The following is a 17077-nucleotide window of genomic DNA, read 5'->3' as shown; positions in this document are numbered from 1 at the left end:
CGATGTCCTTGGTCTCCTGGACGCCGCCCCAGATTTCGTTACCGGGTAAAGAATGTAACCAAGTTGCGTTACGCTGGATCCATGACGCCACTCGACCGCGAACTCAGCCGGGAACGGGCCCACCACGAAGCCTGCCGCGCGGCCCTCGCCGCCATGGTGGAGGGCGCGGACGAGCGGGTCGTGACCGGCGAGAACGCCTTCGCCTCCGGCGCGGACGCGGAAGTGCTCGGCTACCAACTGCGCAGTTGGGCCAAGGAGCTGCGGCAGGACCCGGCCGGCCCGCTGTTCTTCGGGCGGCTGGACTTCGAGGACGGCGAGGCCCCCGGCGACCACGCCGGGCAGCGCTACTACATCGGCCGCCGCCGTATCAGCGAGCACCCCTCCGCGCCGCCGCTGGTCGTGGACTGGCGGGCGCCCGTCTCGCGGACGTTCTACCAGGCCGGGGCCCGCGACCCGCTCGGCGTGGCCGTGCGCCGCCGCTTCGGCTGGGCCCCGGGCAGCCACGGCGCCCCCGAGGACCTCACCGGCATGGAGGACGAGCGGCTGGGCGCGGCCGGCCCGGCCGAGGGGGACGGGCCGCTCGGCGGCATCCTCGCCGCCGAGATCGAACGCCCCCGCGTCGGCCCGATGCGCGACATCGCCGCGACCATCCAGCCCGAGCAGGACGACCTCGTACGGTCGGAGCTCGGCCGTTCCCTGTGCGTCCAGGGCGCCCCGGGCACCGGCAAGACGGCGGTCGGGCTGCACCGGGCCGCGTATCTGCTCTACACCTACCCCCAGCGCATCCAGCGCGGCGGCCTGCTGGTCCTCGGCCCCAACCGGACCTTCCTCCACTACATCGCCCAGGTGCTGCCCGCCCTCGGCGAGATCGACATCCGGCAGTCCACGGTCGACGACGAGGTCGCGCGCACTCCCGTGAGGGCCGTCGACGACGGCACCGCGGCGGCCCTCAAACACGACGTCCGGATGGCGCGGGTGCTGCGCCGGGCGCTGTACGCGAGGGTCGGCGGCCCGTCCGCGAAGTTCGGCGCGGTCGAGGTGCCCGACGGCTCCTACCGCTGGCGGGTGGGCGACTACGAGCTCGCGCGGATCGTCGCGGAGGTACGGGCCGAGGCGCCGCCGTACGGGGTGGGGCGCGAGCGGGTGCGCAGCCGGGCCGTGCGCGTCATCCAGCTGGAGGCCGAGCGCCGGGCCGGGCCGATGAACAACACCTGGCTCCAGCGGATCTCGCGGGCCCGCCCGGTCTCCGCGTTCGTCGACGCGGCCTGGCCGAAAGTCTCGCCCGAGGAGGTGCTCGCGGCGCTGTTCACCGACCCGGACGCGCTGGCGGAGGCCGCCGACGGAGTGCTGACGGCCGAGGAGCAGAAGCACCTGCTGTGGAGCCGGGCGCCGCGCTCGTACAAGTCGGCCAGGTGGTCGGCGGCCGATCAGTTCCTGCTCGACGAGCTCGCCGGGCTGATCGAACGCCCTCGGGGATACGGCCACATCGTCGTCGACGAGGCCCAGGACCTCTCCCCGATGCAGTGCCGGGCCGTCGCCCGCCGCTCCGGCTTCGGCTCGCTGACCGTGCTCGGCGACCTGGCGCAGGGCACCACCCCGTGGGCGGCCCGCGACTGGTCGCGGCACCTGGCGCACCTGGGCAAGCCGGACGCCCCGGTGGTCCCGCTGACCACCGGCTTCCGGGTCCCGGCCGCGATCGTGGCCCTGGCGAACAACCTGCTCGGCGCGCTCGACGTCGCCGTACCCCCGTCCCGCTCGCTGCGCCGGGACGGCGAGCTGACGGTGCGGCGGGTGGCGGACGTACGGGCCGCGGTGGCCGAATCCGTAAGGGCGGCCCTCGCGCACGAGGGGTCGGTGGGCGTGATCGCGCGCGACGCGGACGTACCGGAGCTGCGCGCGGCCCTCACGGCGGCGGGCGTGGCGACGGCCGAGCCGGACGAGCTGACGGCGGCGGCCCGGGTGACGGTGCTGCCCGCGACGATGGCGAAGGGCCTGGAGTACGACCATGTGGTGGCCGTGGAGCCGACCGCGATCGCCGAGGCGGAGGAGCGCGGCCTGCACCGGCTGTACGTGGTGCTGACGCGGGCGGTGTCGCGCCTGGAGGTCCTGCACAGCGGACCGCTGCCGGACGCGCTGCGCTGAGCGGTCGCCCCGCCCCGGACCCGCGCGGCGTCTCAACGCGCGGATTCCCTGGGGGAGTCGGCTGCGCGGACGGCCGCGACTCACTATGTTGTCGATGGTTCAAGCAGGAGGCCGAGCCCTACGGAGGGTGAGGCCCGCCCCGCGCGGGGGTGCGGGGCGGTGGACGGCGACGCGTACGCCGCCACTCGACGCATACGTCTTCAGGGGGTCACCAGCCATGTCCACCACTTCCGCCACCTCGTCCGCGTCCGACGAGCCGGCCGTCTCGGCGGCCGATCTGCCCGGCTACGAGAGCGGCACCTGGGCGATCGACGCGGTCCACTCCGAGATCGCCTTCTCCGTACGGCACTTGGGCATCGCCAACGTCCGCGGCCGGTTCGACGACTTCGAGGGCGAGATCGTGCTCGCCGAGAACCCGCTGGAGTCCTCGGTCCGCGCCACGATCAGGATCGGGTCGGTCTCCACGGGACACGACCAGCGCGACGCCCACATACGGTCGGAGGAGTTCCTGCACGCGGAGGGGTTCCCCGAGATGACCTTCCGCTCCACCGGGATCCGGCGCGGCGACGGGGACGGCTTCCTGGTCGACGGCGAGCTGACCGTGCGCGGCGTCACCCGTCCCGTCACGCTCGACCTGGAGCTGAACGGCTTCGGCAAGGGTTACGAGGGCCGCTCGGTGGCGGGCTTCTCCGCGACGACCCAGATCAGCCGCAAGGACTTCGGTGTCACCGGCGGCCCGACGGGCGCGGCGCTCGGCGACACCATCAAGATCACCCTGGAGGTGGAGGCGGGGCGGGTCTGAGGTGGGGTGGGGCTTGGGTGGGGTGGCTCCGGGGTGGGGCGGCCATGGCCCGTTGGAGTGGCGCGGCGCACTTTTGCAAGCAGTCGCTTGCAATAGTTAGCAGTCAGGGGGCAGTATCGAGGCATGGCATCGCTCAACGTCGGCAATCTCGGTGAGTTCCTGCGCGAGCAGCGGCGTTCCGCCCAGCTCTCGCTGCGGCAGCTCGCCGATGCCGCCGGGGTGTCCAATCCGTATCTGAGCCAGATCGAGCGCGGGCTGCGCAAGCCGAGCGCGGACATCCTCCAGCAGCTCGCCAAGGCGCTGCGGATCTCCGCCGAGACGCTGTACGTGCAGGCCGGGATCCTCGACGAACGCGAGCCGGAAGCGGCCGGGACACGTAGTGCCATCCTCGCCGACCCCTCGCTCGACGAGCGGCAGAAGCAGGTGCTGATCCAGATCTACGAGTCCTTCCGCAAGGAGAACGGGCTCGACGCGGACGCATCTGCTCCGGCCGCGGGCCCGGGGCCCGGCGAGAACGGCGACACGGGCGATGCCGCCTCGGCTCCCAAGAGCTGACCCACGTACCGATCCGGGAGGAAACCAGCATGGCTGTCACCGATGAGCTGCGTAATGCCCTGACCGACCCCAAGCCCCTCTTCTTCGTCGCAGGCGCGCTCGACCTCGGCGCCAAGCAGGCCGCGAAGGTCCCGGAGAAGATCCCGGGCCTGGTCGAGCGGATCCAGAGCGAGGTCCCGGCGCGGCTGGAGGCCGTACGCAGGACCGACCCGAAGGTCGTCCAGGACAAGGTCGTCGCCCAGGCCAAGGAGGCCCAGGCCGTCGTCACCGCCAAGGTGACCGAGGTCGTCGGCGCGCTCGACGGCGATGTGAAGAAGCTCGGCGACTCCGTCCAGCACCTCGCGCTCCAGGCGGTCGGCCTCGCGGTCGAGTCGCTGGTCAAGGGCCGTGAGGGGTACGAGAAGGTGGCCGAGCACGGTCAGGCCGCCGTCAAGAAGTGGCGCGGCGAGGCCGCCGAGGAGATCTTGGTGGTCGCCGAGGCCGTCGAGGGTCCGGCGACCGCGTCGCCCTCCGGGACCGGGACCACGGCCGAGGCGCCGGTCGCCCCGGCCGCTCCGGTCGACCTCACGAGCGAGCCGGCTTCCGGGACCGCGTCCGGGACCGAGACCGCCAAGAAGCCGGCCGCGCGCAAGAGCACGGCCAAGAAGACCGCGGTCAAGCCCTCCGAGTGAGCCGGGTCCGTCGCCGCGGCGGGCACCCTTGCGGTGTCCGCCACGTCGGACGGGTACCTTGGCCGCGTAGGGACGATCCCGGGAAAGGTGGTGGACGACCGTGCTGATGCAGGGATTCACGGGGTTCATGTGGCTGCTGAGTACAGCCCTGACCGCACTGAGCCTGTTCGCGCTAGTGGACGCGGCCTTCCGCCGGGAAGACGCGTACCGCGCGGTGGACAAGCAGACCAAGCCGTTCTGGCTGATCATCCTGTCCATCGCACTGCTGGTCAGCGTGTTGTTCCCGGTGCTGTCGTTCCTGCCGGTCATCGGCGCGGTGGCGGTGATCGTCTACATCGTGGACGTCCGTCCCGCCGTCCGGCAGATCAGCGGTGGGCGCGGGCGCGGCGGCCGTCGTGGCGGATCGAGCAGCGACGGTCCGTACGGGCCGTACAACGGCGGCCGATAAACCGGATCCGATCCGGTCCAGCTCGGCCCCGGCCGGTCCAGCTCGGTCCGGTCCGGGTCCCGGTCCGGCTCAGGCCAGTCCGGCTCGGTGCGGCCCGGCCCAGCTCGGCTCGGTCCAGCTCGGCTCGGTCCAGCCCGGCCCCGGTACCCGGAGCTTCCCGGCCCCGGCCGGGTCAGCCGCCCGGCCGGGCCCGTTCCAGCAGCACCACCGCTACGTCGTCGGTGAGTTCACCGCCGTTGAGCTCGCGGGCCTCGGTGACCGCCGCCTCCAGCAGTGATTCGCCGCGCAGGCCCTCCGTCAGCAGACGGTTGACCATGTCGGTCATCCCCTCCTGGCCCAGCCGCTGGTTGCCGACGCCGGTACGGCCCTCGATCAGCCCGTCCGTGTACATCAACAGGCTCCACGTCTCGCCCAGTTCCACCCGGCGGCGCGGCCAGCGGGTCTGCGGCAGCAGACCGAGCGCCGGGCCGCCGCTTTCGTACGCGAGCAGGCCCGCCGGTCGGTCCGCGCGGGCGATCAGCGGGGCCGGGTGGCCCGCCAGGCTCAGTTCGGCGCGGCGGCCGTCCGGGGCGATGTCGACCGTGCAGAGCGTCGCGAAGATCTCGTCGTCGTCGCGCTCGTGCTCCAGGACCTGCTGGAGCGTGGTCAGGAGCGCGTCGCCGCTGAGTCCCGCCAGCGTCAACGCCCGCCAGGCGATGCGCAGTTCGACGCCGAGCGCGGCCTCGTCGGGGCCGTGGCCGCAGACATCGCCGATCATGGCGTGGACGGTGCCGTCGGGGGTGCGGACCGTGTCGTAGAAGTCGCCGCCGAGCAGGGCGCGGGACCGGCCCGGCCGGTAGCGGGCGGCGAAGCGCAGCTCGGAGCCCTCCAGCAGGGGCGTGGGCAGCAGCCCGCGCTCAAGGCGGGCGTTCTCCTGGGCGCGCAGCCGGGACTCCGCCAGCTTGTACTGCGCGGTGTCGGCGCGCTTGCGCTCCACCGCGTACCGGATGGCGCGGCTCAGCAGCCTGCCGTCCAGCTCGTCGCGGAAGAGGTAGTCCTGCGCGCCCACGCGGACGGCCTCGGCGGCGCGCTCGGCGTGGGTGGAGGCGGTGAGGGCGAGGACCGGGTGCCGGGGGGCCAGGCGCAGCAGATGCCGCAGCGCCGCGAGCTCGTCGTCGGGGTCGCGGCCGGGCAGCGCGAGGTCGAGGAGGATGCAGTTCACGTCGTCGGTGAGCAGCCGCTCGGCCTCGGTGAGATTGCGCGCGGTACGGATACGGACCCGGGTCCCGGTGCTGTCGAGCAGCTCGGAGACGGTGAAGGGGCCGCCGGGGTCGTCCTCGATGACGAGCAGGTTGAGGGCGGTGGCGGGCTGTGCGGCGGTGGGGTGCGCGGTGGCGGGGTGCGCGGCGGCGCCCGCGGCGTCCGCCCTCGGTCCGGGACCGATCGCGCCGCGTGTGCCGTGGGTGCCGCTGGTGTGCGGCGAAGCGGGCAGGACCGCCCCGCCCGCGCCCGTGAAGGCGTCCGGGCCGTCCGGGCCGCCCGGCCGGCCGGGTGTCCGCGTTCCCGGCAGAGCGGGGGCCGCAGTGGACGGGCCGGCGGCGGACGAGGCGGCCGGGACCGGTTCGTCCGGCCCTCGCGGGGGCGTCAGGGGGGACTCCATGTGCGGTGCGGGCATCGTTCCGGTCTCCCTCCTCCCGAGGGCGCCGCGGAACGCCGGGCTGCGTTGCCGCCAGTCCGGGACCCTAGCCGCAGTGGGCCGCGCAGCGGAATGGCGTTCGGTGTCTGTTCGGCAAATGGCGCATGGCATATGCCACATTGCCTCACTTGTCCGGGCGGACCACTCCCAGGATCGGCATGGTGCCCGCGCCCGCGACCGTCACGTTGCGGCCCGGCCGGGGGGCGTGCACGATCGCGCCGTCGCCGATGTACATCCCGACATGGGTGGCGTCCGCGAAGTAGATGATGAGGTCGCCCGGGCGCATGTCCTTGATGGCGACATGCGGCAGTTGTGCCCACTGCTCCTGCGAGGTGCGCGGGATACCGCGGCCCGCCGCGAGCCAGGCCTGCGAGGTCAGTCCCGAGCAGTCGAACGAGCGCGGCCCCTCGGCGCCCCACACATACGGCTTGCCGATCTGGTCGGTCGCGAACTTGACCGCCCTGCGGCCCTGCTCGCTCGCGCTGCCGTTGATCTCCTTCAGTATTCCCGAACCGAGCCAGTCCGTCTGCGCCTTGTACTGCTGGCGGCGCTCCAGCTCGGCGAGCCGCTCGCGCTCCTTCGCCTCCAGCTGGGACTCCAGCTTCTCGGCGGCGGCGATCTTGCCGGTGACCTCCTTCTTGGCGGTCTCCTTCTTGACCCGGTTCGCCTCCAGCCGCTTCCACTGGGCGGAGGCGTCCTTCGAGTACTGCGCCAAGTCCTGTTGCGTACGGTTCAGTTCGGCCAGCATGCCCTGGGCGGCCTGCTGGCCCTGGCGCAGCCGGTCGGCGCCGTCGAGGAAGCTGTCCGGGTTGCCGCTGAGCATCATCTGCGCCCCGGCCGGCAGCCCGCCCGTGCGGTACTGCAGCCGGGCCGTCGCGCCCGCCTGGTCCCGGAGCCGCTTGATCCGCTCCTCGCCCTTGACGATCTCCTGGGCGATCTTCACGATCTCGGCGGACTGGAGCTTGGTCTGCTCCTGGGCCTGGTTGTACGCCTCGGTCGCGACCGCCGCCTGCCGGTAGAGCTCGTCTATCTGCTTGCGCACGTCCTCCAGGCGCTCCGAGGAGGCGGGCGGGGCGGCCGGGGGAGCGCTGGAGGCGGTCGGGTCCGGCGTCGGATTCGGCGCGGCGAACGCCGTGGCCGGCATCGCGAGCACGGTCAGGGCGCACACCACGGTGATCGCGGTGGCCAAGCGGCGCGGCTGCACTAAGTCTCCCCCTCCGGACAACCGGACAACACCAGGCAATACGGTAGGTGATTTACCGTCAGTAACATTCTGGCGACGTCGTGATGGTGCCATGCCGTCCCCCAAAACGACAGGGGCGGACGGCTGCCTCACGGGTCACCCCCCGCGTGTGGGACGAACGGAGGGGGCGGTGCGTTCCCCTCGGCGGTGATCTGCTCCCGTATTCACCCGTGCGAGGTCAAGCCGCCCCGGGAGTGCCCGGGACGTGCCCGAGGGCGCTCTCACCCCCGCGGCGCCAGCGCCCCCCACTCCACGGTGACCTCGCCCTGCCGCCAGCGCCGGGGCCCGTCCCGCAGCGGCCAGTCCGCCGCCAGGTCCCGCACCGCCCGGATCCAGCGCTGGCGCGCGCCCAGCGAGGCGTACGGCGCCGCCGCCGCCCACGCCCGGTCGAAGTCGCGCAGGAACGCGTGGACCGGCTCGCCCGGCACGTTCCGGTGGATCAGCGCCTTCGGCAGCCGCTCCGCCAGGTCCGAGGGGCGGTCGAGGGAGCCGAGCCGGGTGGCGAAGGTCACCGTGCGCGGGCCCGAGGCGTCGAGGGCGACCCACACATGCCGCCGCCCGATCTCGTCGCAGGTGCCCTCCACCAGCAGCCCGCCCTCCGCCAGCCGCCCGCACAGTCGCGCCCACACCGCCGCGACCTCGCCCTCCTCGTACTGCCGCAGCACGTTCGCCGCCCGGATCAGCAGCGGCGGGCTGGGCAGCGGCACCTCGAAGCCGCCGTGCAGAAAGGTGAGGCCGTCCCTCTCGTACGGCTTGGCGGCGGCGACCCGGGCGGGTTCGATCTCGATCCCCACCACGGAGACGGCGGGCGCGGCGGTCCGCAGCCGCTGGAGCAGTTCGACGGCCGTCCAGGGGGCCGCCCCGTACCCCAGGTCCACCGCGACGGGCGCCTCGGCGCGGCGCAGCGCGGGCCCGTGGACCTCGGCGATCCAGCGGTCCATACGGCGCAGCCGGTTGGGATTGGTGGTGCCGCGCGTGACGGTGCCGACGGGGCGCTTGGGTGGAGCCATACGACGAGGGTAGGCGCCATGGGAGGGCGCGCCGGGTGGCGGCCCGACGGGCAAGTTTTCGGCAAAAGAGCGGGGAAGCGGAAATGAAAAGAAGGGTTCCGGTGGTTACCGGTCACTGAGGGCGCGCGCGTGCCCTCCATGAGCATGTCCGGGCATGTCCGAGCATGTCCGGAGCGCAGCGCCACCCGCCTTCCCCGGCCGAGAGGACGTCGACGTGAGCCAGTACGTGTCCCGGTTCACCGGCACCCTGGCGGGGCCGCCGCGGCTCCGGCTGCCCGGTGCCCACCGCAGGCCGCGCCGGATCGCCATGCTCAGCGTCCACACCTCCCCGCTGCACCAGCCCGGCACGGGCGACGCGGGCGGGATGAACGTCTACATCGTGGAGCTCGCCAGACGGCTCGCCGCGATCAACATCGAGGTCGAGATCTTCACCCGGGCCACCACCGGCGGGCTCGCCCCCACGGTCGAGATGGCGCCGGGCGTGCTGGTGCGGCACGTGGACGCGGGTCCGTACGAGGGCCTGGCCAAGGAGGAGCTGCCGGCCCAGCTGTGCGCCTTCACCCACGGTGTGATGCAGGCCTGGGCGGGCCACCGGCCCGGCCACTACGACCTGGTCCACTCCCACTACTGGCTCTCCGGCCACGTCGGCTGGCTCGCCGCCCAGCGCTGGGGCGTGCCGCTGGTGCACGCCATGCACACCATGGCCAAGGTCAAGAACGCCGCGCTCGCCGACGGCGACACGCCCGAGCCCGCCGCGCGCGTGATCGGTGAGACGCAGATCGTGGACGCGGCGGACCGGCTGATCGCCAACACCGCCGAGGAGGCCGACGAGCTCGTCCGCTTCTACGACGCCGACCCCGGCAAGGTCGCGGTCGTCCACCCCGGGGTGAACCTCGACCGCTTCCGCCCCGGGGACGGCCGGGCGGCGGCCCGGGCCCGGCTCGGCCTGCCGCAGGACGCCCTGGTCCCGCTCTTCGCGGGCCGCATCCAGCCCCTGAAGGCCCCCGACGTCCTGCTGCGGGCGGTGGCGGTCCTGCTCACCGAGACCCCGTCGCTGCGCTCGCGCCTGGTGGTGCCGGTGATAGGCGGCCCCTCGGGCAGCGGTCTGGCGAAGCCGGAGGGGCTGCACAAGCTGGCGGCCCGGCTCGGCATCTCGGACGTGGTCCGCTTCCACCCGCCGGTCGGCCAGGACCGGCTCGCGGACTGGTTCCGGGCGGCGTCGGTGCTGGTCATGCCCTCCTACAGCGAGTCCTTCGGACTGGTGGCGATCGAGGCGCAGGCGGCGGGGACGCCGGTGGTGGCGGCGTCGGTGGGCGGTCTGCCGGTCGCGGTGCGCTCCGGCGAGACCGGCTTCCTGGTGGCCGGCCACGATCCGGCCGACTACGCGCGCGCCCTGCGCCGCTTCGTGGACGAGCCCTCGCTCGCGGACCGGATGGGCGCGGCGGCGGCCCGGCACGCCGAGTCCTTCGGCTGGGGCACGGCCGCGTCGGCCACGGCCGACGTCTACACCGCCGCCATGCAGGAACACCGGCGTCGCGTACGCTCGCACCATGGCTGACGCACGCGCGGTGATCGACGCGTACCTCAAGGACGCGGAGCTGGAGTGGGAGTCCCCCGAGCCGGACTCGTACGTGGTGAAGCTCCCCGGTACGAGGAAGCTGTCCACGACCTGCTCGCTGCGGGTGGGGCGGCACTCCCTGTCGGTCAACGCCTTCGTGGTCCGCCACCCCGACGAGAACGCGGCGGGAGTCCACCGCTGGTGCCTGGAGCGCAACCTCCGTCTGTACGGGGTGGGTTACGCGATCGACAGCCTCGGGGACGTCTACCTCGCGGGCAAGCTCCCGCTCTCCTCGGTCACGTCCGAGGAGCTGGACCGGCTGCTCGGGACGGTCCTGGAGGAGGCGGACGGGTCCTTCAACACCCTGCTGGAGCTGGGGTTCGCGGGGGCGATCCGGCGGGAGTACGAGTGGAGGGTGTCGCGGGGGGAGTCCACGCGGAACCTGGACGCGTTCAAGAGCCTGACCCACCCGAAGGGCTAGCCCTGCGGCGGCTCGCTGCGGCCGAGGTTCGCCTGCGGGCCGGTGGGTGGCTGGTCGCGCAGTTCCCCGCGCCCCTTATGGGGCCGGTGTCTGTCTGCGGGTCGGTGGGTGGCTGGTCGCGCAGTTCCCCGCGCCCCTTATGGGCCCGTCCTTTGTCTGCGGGCCGTCTGTGGCCGCTCGCGCAGTTCCCCGCGCCCCTGGGTAGTTAGGGGCGCGGGGAACTGCGCGATCAGCCCCCACCTTGCCGCAGGTGAACGATCGGCCGCCCGCCCGAGGGCTTTTGGGAAGGGGCGGGGTGGGGGAGTCCCAAGGGGTTCCCGCACCCCCCACCCGCATGCCATGCTCACCTCCGCGCAACACGCACACCTGAACGCAGTTCATGTATATGGATGACAGGTGACGGAGGCCAGTCCATGAGCACACCCCGGCCAACCCTCGGCAGACGCACCCTCCTCGGCGGCGCCCTCGCCGCCACCGCGGCCACCACCCTCCCCCCGGCCCAGGCCCAGGCCCACACGGCCCAACCCCCCACCCCCACCCTGTGGCACGAGTTCACCCGCACCCCCTTCACCCACCCCCAAATCCCCTACATAGGCCGCGCGGGCCGACACTGCGGCGAACTCCGTCCGCCCCGGCCCCGCCCCGTCACCCACCTCTCCCCGGACTCGGACCCCGCCGCCGACGCCGCCCCCGCCATCAACCGCGCCCTGGAAGAGGCCGGCCGGGCCGGCGGCGGCACCGTGGTCCTGCCGCCGGGCACCTTCCGTATCGACGGGCTGATCCGTATCGCGCACAGCGGCGTCACCCTGCGTGGCGCCGGCAGCGCGCGCACCACGCTGTACGCCACCAAGCACCTCACCGAGCTGATCGGCCCGTACGGCTCCCGCTACGGCGGCGACAAGTCCTCCTGGTCCTGGGCCGGCGGGCTCATCTGGCTGGCGCCACAGGCCCGTTGGGACGCGCTCACCGACGCCATCCGGGCCCGGGCGTGGCCCTTCGAGGGGTGGACCGGCAACAGACGGGACGAGTGGAGCACCCTCGCCACCGTCTCCGCGCCCGCCCCGCGCGGCTCCTGGTCCGTGACCGTCGCCGACGGCTCCCGGCTGCGCCCCGGCGCGCTGGTGCTGCTGCGCCTCGCCGACGACAGCCGCCACACCCTCCTCCAGCACATGTCCGGCGACGGTCCGGGCCCGGCCGCGTACTCCTGGGCCGACAAGACCAAGCTGACCTCGTACGTCCCGTACGAATGGCCCGTGCGGATCGCGCACGTCGCACGCCACGCGCGCGGTCACCGCATCACCCTCGAACGGCCGCTGCCGCTCGACGTGCGGCCCGAGTGGGACCCCCGGCTGACCACCCACGTCCCCGCCCTCACCGACTCCGGAGTGGAGGGCCTCACCCTGGAGGCCGTCGAGACGCCGCAGTCCCCGCACCTCCTGGACAAGGGCTACAACGGCGTCACCCTCCAGTGCGCGTACGACTGCTGGGTCGACGACGTCGTCGTCCGCCATGTCGACAACGGCTTCGGGCTGGTCGCCGCCTCCGCCTGTACGCTCCGGCGCACCCGCGTGGAGGGGCGCGGCTCGCACCACCCGTACTTCTGCCGGGAGGGCTCGCACGACAACCTGGTGGAGCACTTCGCCATCGTCCGGCGTACGGTCCCGGCGCGCCCGGACACCCAGCTCCACGGCATCAACGTGGAGGGGCTGTCCAGCCACAACGTCTGGTCGCGCGGCCGGATGGAGATGGGAACCTTCGACTCCCACCGCGGGCTGCCGTTCGCCGACGTACGGACCGAGATCGTGGTGGAGAACGACGGGCGGCACGGTGGTGACGCCTCCGCCGGGCCCCTCTTCGGCGCCCGGTTCACCCACTGGAACATCACCGTCACCAACCACCGCGCGGGACTGGTGAAGATCGACGGTCTCGCCCCCTACAGCGCGACCGTCGGGATCAGTGAGGTCCGGGAGTTCGACCAGATCGACGTGCCCGACTTCACCGGCGACCCGCACTCCCGCCTGGAGGCGTACGGCGCCCCCGACGCCGTCAGACCACGGAACCTGTACGAGGCTCAGCGCGCTCTGGGGCGCTGACCTTGGCCACCACGTCCTGTTCGCTCGTCAGGCCGCGCATCAGCAGCGCGTACCCGGCCGCGGCCACCGTCCCCAGCACCGCGCAGGCCGCCCACAGCCAGTCCGCGCCGAAGCGGTCGACGGCGAAGCCGGAGAGGAGCGGGGCAACCAGGGCCGCCACCGACCAGGACATCGTGTACACGCCCTGGTAGCGGCCCCGGCCGTGGACGGGGGAGAGACGTACCACCAGGCCGGTCTGGGTGGGGGAGTTGACGATCTCGGCCAGCGTCCAGACGCAGATCGTCAGCGCGTACGCCGCCACCGAGCCGGCGAACGCGGTGAGCCCGAAGCCGTATCCCGCCAGGAGGGCCGAGACGATCAGCAGCCGGCGCGGGTCGCGGTGTTCGATGGCCCGGGTGACCGGGATCTGCAGGGCGACGATGAGGACGCCGTTGACCGCGATCGCCAGACCGAAGTCCGCGCTGGAGAAGCCGTCCGCGCCCATCGCCACCGGCAGGCCGACGTAACCCTGCTGGAAGATCAGGGAGATGAGGAAGGAGAGGCCGACCACCCCCATGAAGCGGCCGTCGCGGAAGACCGTGCCGAGGCCGATCTCGGGCGCGCGGTCCTTCTCCCGTACCGTCGCGGTCGCCTCGGGGCGGGACTCGGGCAGCTTGAGGAAGACCAGGACCGCGCAGACCAGCGTCAGGGCGGCCTCGCCCAGGAAGCCCGCCCGGTAGCTGTGCTGGGCGACGAAGCCGGCGCCCGCCGAGGAGACCGCGAACCCGAGGTTGATCGCCCAGTAGTTGAGCGAGAAGGCCCGCATCCGGTCCTCGGGCTTCACGATGTCCGCCATCATCGCCTGCACCGCGGGCCGCGAGGCGTTGGAGGCCATCCCGACCAGGAAGGCCACCGCGACGATCGCCGCCGGGTCGGTCATGAAGCCGAGCAGCGCCACCGAGAAGGCCGTCGAGGTCTGGGCGATCATCATCGTGGGGCGGCGGCCCAGCCGGTCGGTCAGGACGCCCGCGCCGAGCGAGGAGATGACCCCGCCCAGGCCGTGCAGCGAGACCACCAGACCCGCGTACGAGGCGGAGTAGCCGCGCTCGTGCGTCAGGTACAGGGTCATGAAGGTGGCGACGAACGCCCCGAGCCGGTTGATCAGCGTGCTCGTCCACAGCCACCAGAACTCCCGGGGCAGACCCGAGACGCTCTCCTGCGCTGCTCGTCTGAGACTGGCGACGGACATCGGTTTCCCCCCGGAGCGACGAACGGACAGCACCTGGCGGTGTAAGTGGCGCTGTGGACAACCGCAACTTACGATTCCGGGGCTCCCGGCCGCCACTCAATTGACGGCGACCGTCAATCGTCCACCTGCCGAGACGTCCGCGGGAGCTCGGCGCCCACGCGCGCGAGGGCCCGGTCACGTCGATTACGCTCGGACGCATGGCCGACGCACCGTACAAGCTGATCCTCCTCCGCCACGGCGAGAGCGAGTGGAACGAGAAGAACCTGTTCACCGGGTGGGTGGACGTCAACCTCACCGCGAAGGGCGAGAAGGAGGCGGCGCGCGGCGGTGAGCTGCTCAAGGACGCCGGCCTGCTCCCCGACGTGCTGCACACCTCCCTCCAGAAGCGCGCGATCCGCACGGCTCAGCTGGCGCTGGAGTCCGCCGACCGCCACTGGATCCCCGTGCACCGCTCGTGGCGCCTGAACGAGCGCCACTACGGCGCGCTCCAGGGCAAGGACAAGGCGCAGACGCTCGCCGAGTTCGGCGAGGAGCAGTTCATGCTGTGGCGCCGCTCCTACGACACCCCGCCGCCCGCCCTGGAGGACGGCACCGAGTTCTCCCAGTCGGACGACGCGCGCTACGCGACGATCCCGCCGGAGCTGCGTCCGCGCACGGAGTGCCTCAAGGACGTCGTCGTCCGCATGCTGCCGTACTGGTACGACGGCATCGTCCCGGACCTGCTCGCGGGCCGCACGGTCCTGGTGGCGGCGCACGGCAACTCGCTGCGCGCCCTGGTCAAGCACCTCGACGGCGTCTCCGACGCCGACATCGCGGGCCTGAACATCCCGACCGGCATCCCGCTCGTCTACGAGCTGGACGCGGACTTCAAGCCGGTCAACCCCGGCGGCACCTACCTCGACCCGGACGCGGCGGCGGCGGCGATCGAGGCGGTCAAGAACCAGGGCAAGAAGAAGTAAGCGCCCACGGGTAAGCCCCCTGCCTGCGGGTTCTCCGCGGGGAGGGGGCTTCTCGCTACCTCTGGGCTTCTCGCTACCTCTGGGCCGTCCCTGGGCCGTCAGGGCGATAGGGCCGTACGTCTCCGGGCTCCGGCTCTTGTCTCCACTCCGCTCTGGCCCCGGCGCCTTGGAGCACAGCGACAGCGGACTGGGCCCTATACGCCGACAGACCCCCACGGAGGGTGATGGGCGCCTGGCGCGCCAGAACCCGGCTGTGCCACAAGCTCTGCCCGGTCACCTTGCGCACCGCCAGGGTCACATCCATCTCGCGGGGCCCACAGTCGACGAGCACCACCTCGTAGGCCGGGTCGTCGCAGAGCAGCGTGTAGTACTCGGTGGACTCTTCGTCGGACATCTCGCTCCATGACAGAGCCGTACGGACCAGGAGCCGGGCCGTCGGCAACGGTAGGGCCGGCCGCCAGGGAGACCGGAAGACCAAGGGTCGGGCCCCGGTGGCGCCGCTTTCCGGGACGGTGACCTCGATCAGAGAGGACCCTCCAGGACTTCACGAACCAGTCCATGCTTCGTGTAGGCCCAACTCGCCTGCCAGGGCCCGAAGCTCCTCGGAAGGCGGCTGGCTCATGGTCAGCAGGTCCGCCACGATCTGCTTGACCATCGGCAGGGCCCGCACCATCTCAGAGGACAGTCCATGTGCCTTCACCAGTGCCGCTACAGCGTCAGTAACCTGTCGTCGCTGCGCATGGGCCCTCGCCACGTCGATCTGGAACCGTGTCTGCCGCTCTGCGGACAGCCCGGACGCATCGACCGATTGAGCAGCCCGGAGAGCGACGCCGGCGTCGCCGAGGTCGACCGCTACGGCCACTTCGTGCAAGCCGACGTTGGTCGGCCCGAACTCGGTGTTGTAGTCGTTGCGTCCGTCGCCGACCTGTTCGGCCATGGCGCGAGCGTCGCGGAGATAGCCGTACGCCTCGTCGGCCAGGTTCAGCCGTGCAGCGGCAGCGGCCCGTTGCAGGGTCAGCGCTCCGCGGAGCGCCACCGCCTCGACCTGGCCGGAGTCCGCCAAGGGCCCTAGCGCGTCAGCCGCAGTGCCGGACGCCTGAGCTGCTTGCTCGAAGTGTCGTGCGCCGAGGAAGACGATCGAAAGCCGGAATTCACCGGCCGCCATCAGGAGCGGATCGTCGGCCCGCTCGGCGGCGACCACGGCACGATCGACGGCGATCCAGGCCGCCTCAGGCTCTCCCATGTTCGCGAGCGCGCCGCTGCACGTGTGGTACATGACGGCCAGGAGACGGAACAGCTCGGGACGGTCCGCCTCAGGAACGGACCGGGTGGCCGCCTCCAGCCGGGGAACGAGCCCTTCGAGCAGCTCGGCCAGGCCGGCGTAGTTGCCCTGGTGCGTCAGCTCCCAGGCACGGTCGACCTCTGCGCCAAGCGCCGGCACATCTGGGGAAGTGTCCTGCCGATCGAGGACGGCCTTGAGCGAGTGCGCGGCGCTCAGTACGAGCCGGAGTCGGCCGGCTCCCGGCGATTCTTCCTCAGCCACCGACGCGACGATGGGCGCCTCGGCCGCCAGCTCCGCGAGGGGCAGTTCCAGCACCTGGGCGACCTTTTCCAGCACGGTCATACGGTCGATGCGGCGTACGCCCCGCTCGACCTGGGACACCCATGCTTCGGATCGCTCCAGCAGGCCGGCGAACTCCTTCTGCGAGAGTCCGCGCCGCTTGCGATGGAAGGCGATCTTGCGGCCCAGCGCTTTCTGGTACTCAGTGCTCAACGTCCACGCCCTTGCCGGACACGAAGTCCAGACGGTCGACCTCTGTCGCCGCAAGGTACTGGTCCCGCTCGGAGAGGAAGGCTCGCACGTAGTCCTTCGACTCGTGCTCCTCGAAGGCGTCCTCGTCCCGGTACAGCTCGTAGAAGATCCGCTCCAACGGGCGCCCGTCAACGCGGTGCACGGTGTAGATCACTGTTCCGGGCTCATTCGCGCGGATCAGCTCTCCGGTCCGTGCCACAAGGTCGTCGAAGGCCGCCGCCGGCGCCTCGTCCTTGCAGGTGAAACGCACCATGAGTCCGAACATGCGAGGTCCTCCCTCTATCGGCATCCAGGCCAGCACCAGACCACTTGGCGAACGCTATGTGCTGACCGCCCGTACGAAAAGTACGAACCCGCACTCTCCTTACGCGCACATTGGGTACGGTGCTAGTACTAATT

At 72.1% G+C, this 17077-nt stretch carries 15 protein-coding genes; 9 read left to right on the top strand and 6 right to left on the bottom strand.

All coding sequences use genetic code 11. The features are described from left to right. The first annotated feature begins 81 nt into the window (after positions 1–81). The 5 genes from ACZ5ID_RS05045 to ACZ5ID_RS05025 all read left to right on the top strand — a co-directional run bounded on the left by ACZ5ID_RS05045 (position 82) and on the right by ACZ5ID_RS05025 (position 4618). Complete coding sequence (locus ACZ5ID_RS05045; RefSeq protein ID WP_468893527.1) at positions 82–2142, top strand: HelD family protein; 2061 nt, start codon at positions 82–84, stop codon at positions 2140–2142. A 217-nt stretch (positions 2143–2359) separates the two neighbouring features. Beyond that, positions 2360–2944 carry a YceI family protein gene (locus ACZ5ID_RS05040; RefSeq protein WP_468893525.1) on the top strand — a complete coding sequence of 195 codons (585 nt, stop codon included), beginning with the start codon at positions 2360–2362 and terminating at the stop codon, positions 2942–2944. Between the two features lie 123 nt (positions 2945–3067). Then, positions 3068–3499, top strand: coding sequence for a helix-turn-helix domain-containing protein (locus ACZ5ID_RS05035; RefSeq protein ID WP_468893523.1), 432 nt, complete (start codon positions 3068–3070; stop codon positions 3497–3499). 29 nt (positions 3500–3528) lie between these two features. Continuing rightward, the gene (locus tag ACZ5ID_RS05030) at positions 3529–4170 is read left to right on the top strand and encodes a hypothetical protein (protein WP_468893521.1); all 642 of its coding nucleotides are present in this window, start codon (positions 3529–3531) and stop codon (positions 4168–4170) included. A 106-nt stretch (positions 4171–4276) separates the two neighbouring features. Further along, positions 4277–4618 (top strand): DUF2516 family protein, encoded by a 342-nt coding sequence (locus tag ACZ5ID_RS05025; RefSeq protein WP_406556262.1) that lies wholly within the window; start codon positions 4277–4279, stop codon positions 4616–4618. Between the two features lie 172 nt (positions 4619–4790). Here the strand turns inward: ACZ5ID_RS05025 and ACZ5ID_RS05020 are convergent, their stop codons facing one another. From ACZ5ID_RS05020 to ACZ5ID_RS05010, 3 genes are all read right to left on the bottom strand, one after another. Beyond that, complete coding sequence (locus tag ACZ5ID_RS05020) at positions 4791–6272, bottom strand: PP2C family protein-serine/threonine phosphatase (protein WP_468893519.1); 1482 nt, start codon at positions 6270–6272, stop codon at positions 4791–4793. Between the two features lie 145 nt (positions 6273–6417). Further along, positions 6418–7437, bottom strand: coding sequence for a C40 family peptidase (locus ACZ5ID_RS05015; RefSeq protein WP_468894193.1), 1020 nt, complete (start codon positions 7435–7437; stop codon positions 6418–6420). A gap of 320 nt (positions 7438–7757) precedes the next feature. Continuing rightward, entirely contained in the window at positions 7758–8546 is a 789-nt protein-coding gene (locus ACZ5ID_RS05010) for a class I SAM-dependent methyltransferase (protein ID WP_468893517.1), read from the bottom strand. A gap of 214 nt (positions 8547–8760) precedes the next feature. On the opposite strand from ACZ5ID_RS05010, the gene mshA reads away from it, so the two are divergent. The 3 genes from mshA (at position 8761) to ACZ5ID_RS04995 (ending at position 12678) form a co-directional block, all read left to right on the top strand. Beyond that, on the top strand, positions 8761–10104 hold the full coding sequence (mshA, locus tag ACZ5ID_RS05005; protein WP_468893515.1) for a D-inositol-3-phosphate glycosyltransferase: 1344 nt from the start codon (positions 8761–8763) through the stop codon (positions 10102–10104). Next, positions 10097–10585 carry a type III secretion system chaperone family protein gene (locus ACZ5ID_RS05000; RefSeq protein ID WP_468893513.1) on the top strand — a complete coding sequence of 163 codons (489 nt, stop codon included), beginning with the start codon at positions 10097–10099 and terminating at the stop codon, positions 10583–10585. Before mshA ends, ACZ5ID_RS05000 begins: the two co-directional genes overlap by 8 nt. A gap of 413 nt (positions 10586–10998) precedes the next feature. Next, the gene (locus tag ACZ5ID_RS04995; RefSeq protein WP_468893511.1) at positions 10999–12678 is read left to right on the top strand and encodes a glycosyl hydrolase family 28-related protein; all 1680 of its coding nucleotides are present in this window, start codon (positions 10999–11001) and stop codon (positions 12676–12678) included. Here ACZ5ID_RS04995 and ACZ5ID_RS04990 read toward each other — a convergent pair. After that, a complete protein-coding gene (locus tag ACZ5ID_RS04990) occupies positions 12632–13906 on the bottom strand; it encodes an MDR family MFS transporter (RefSeq protein ID WP_468893509.1) in 1275 nt (424 codons plus the stop codon). The genes ACZ5ID_RS04995 and ACZ5ID_RS04990 overlap by 47 nt on opposite strands. Before the next feature lie 197 nt (positions 13907–14103). Here ACZ5ID_RS04990 and ACZ5ID_RS04985 point away from each other — a divergent pair, with 197 nt between their 5' ends. Then, the gene (locus ACZ5ID_RS04985) at positions 14104–14865 is read left to right on the top strand and encodes a phosphoglyceromutase (RefSeq protein ID WP_468893507.1); all 762 of its coding nucleotides are present in this window, start codon (positions 14104–14106) and stop codon (positions 14863–14865) included. A gap of 544 nt (positions 14866–15409) precedes the next feature. On the opposite strand, the gene ACZ5ID_RS04980 is transcribed toward ACZ5ID_RS04985, so the two are convergent. Both ACZ5ID_RS04980 and ACZ5ID_RS04975 read right to left on the bottom strand, forming a co-directional pair. Then, a complete protein-coding gene (locus ACZ5ID_RS04980; RefSeq protein WP_468893504.1) occupies positions 15410–16639 on the bottom strand; it encodes a helix-turn-helix domain-containing protein in 1230 nt (409 codons plus the stop codon). Next, positions 16629–16943 carry a putative quinol monooxygenase gene (locus tag ACZ5ID_RS04975; protein WP_468893502.1) on the bottom strand — a complete coding sequence of 105 codons (315 nt, stop codon included), beginning with the start codon at positions 16941–16943 and terminating at the stop codon, positions 16629–16631. Before ACZ5ID_RS04975 ends, ACZ5ID_RS04980 begins: the two co-directional genes overlap by 11 nt. Between the last annotated feature and the right edge of the window lie 134 nt (positions 16944–17077).

This window comes from Streptomyces sp. NPDC031670 (assembly GCF_055580545.1).
The sequence above is the reverse complement of the archived record's forward strand: the minus strand, read 5'-3'. Positions and strand labels throughout refer to the sequence as shown.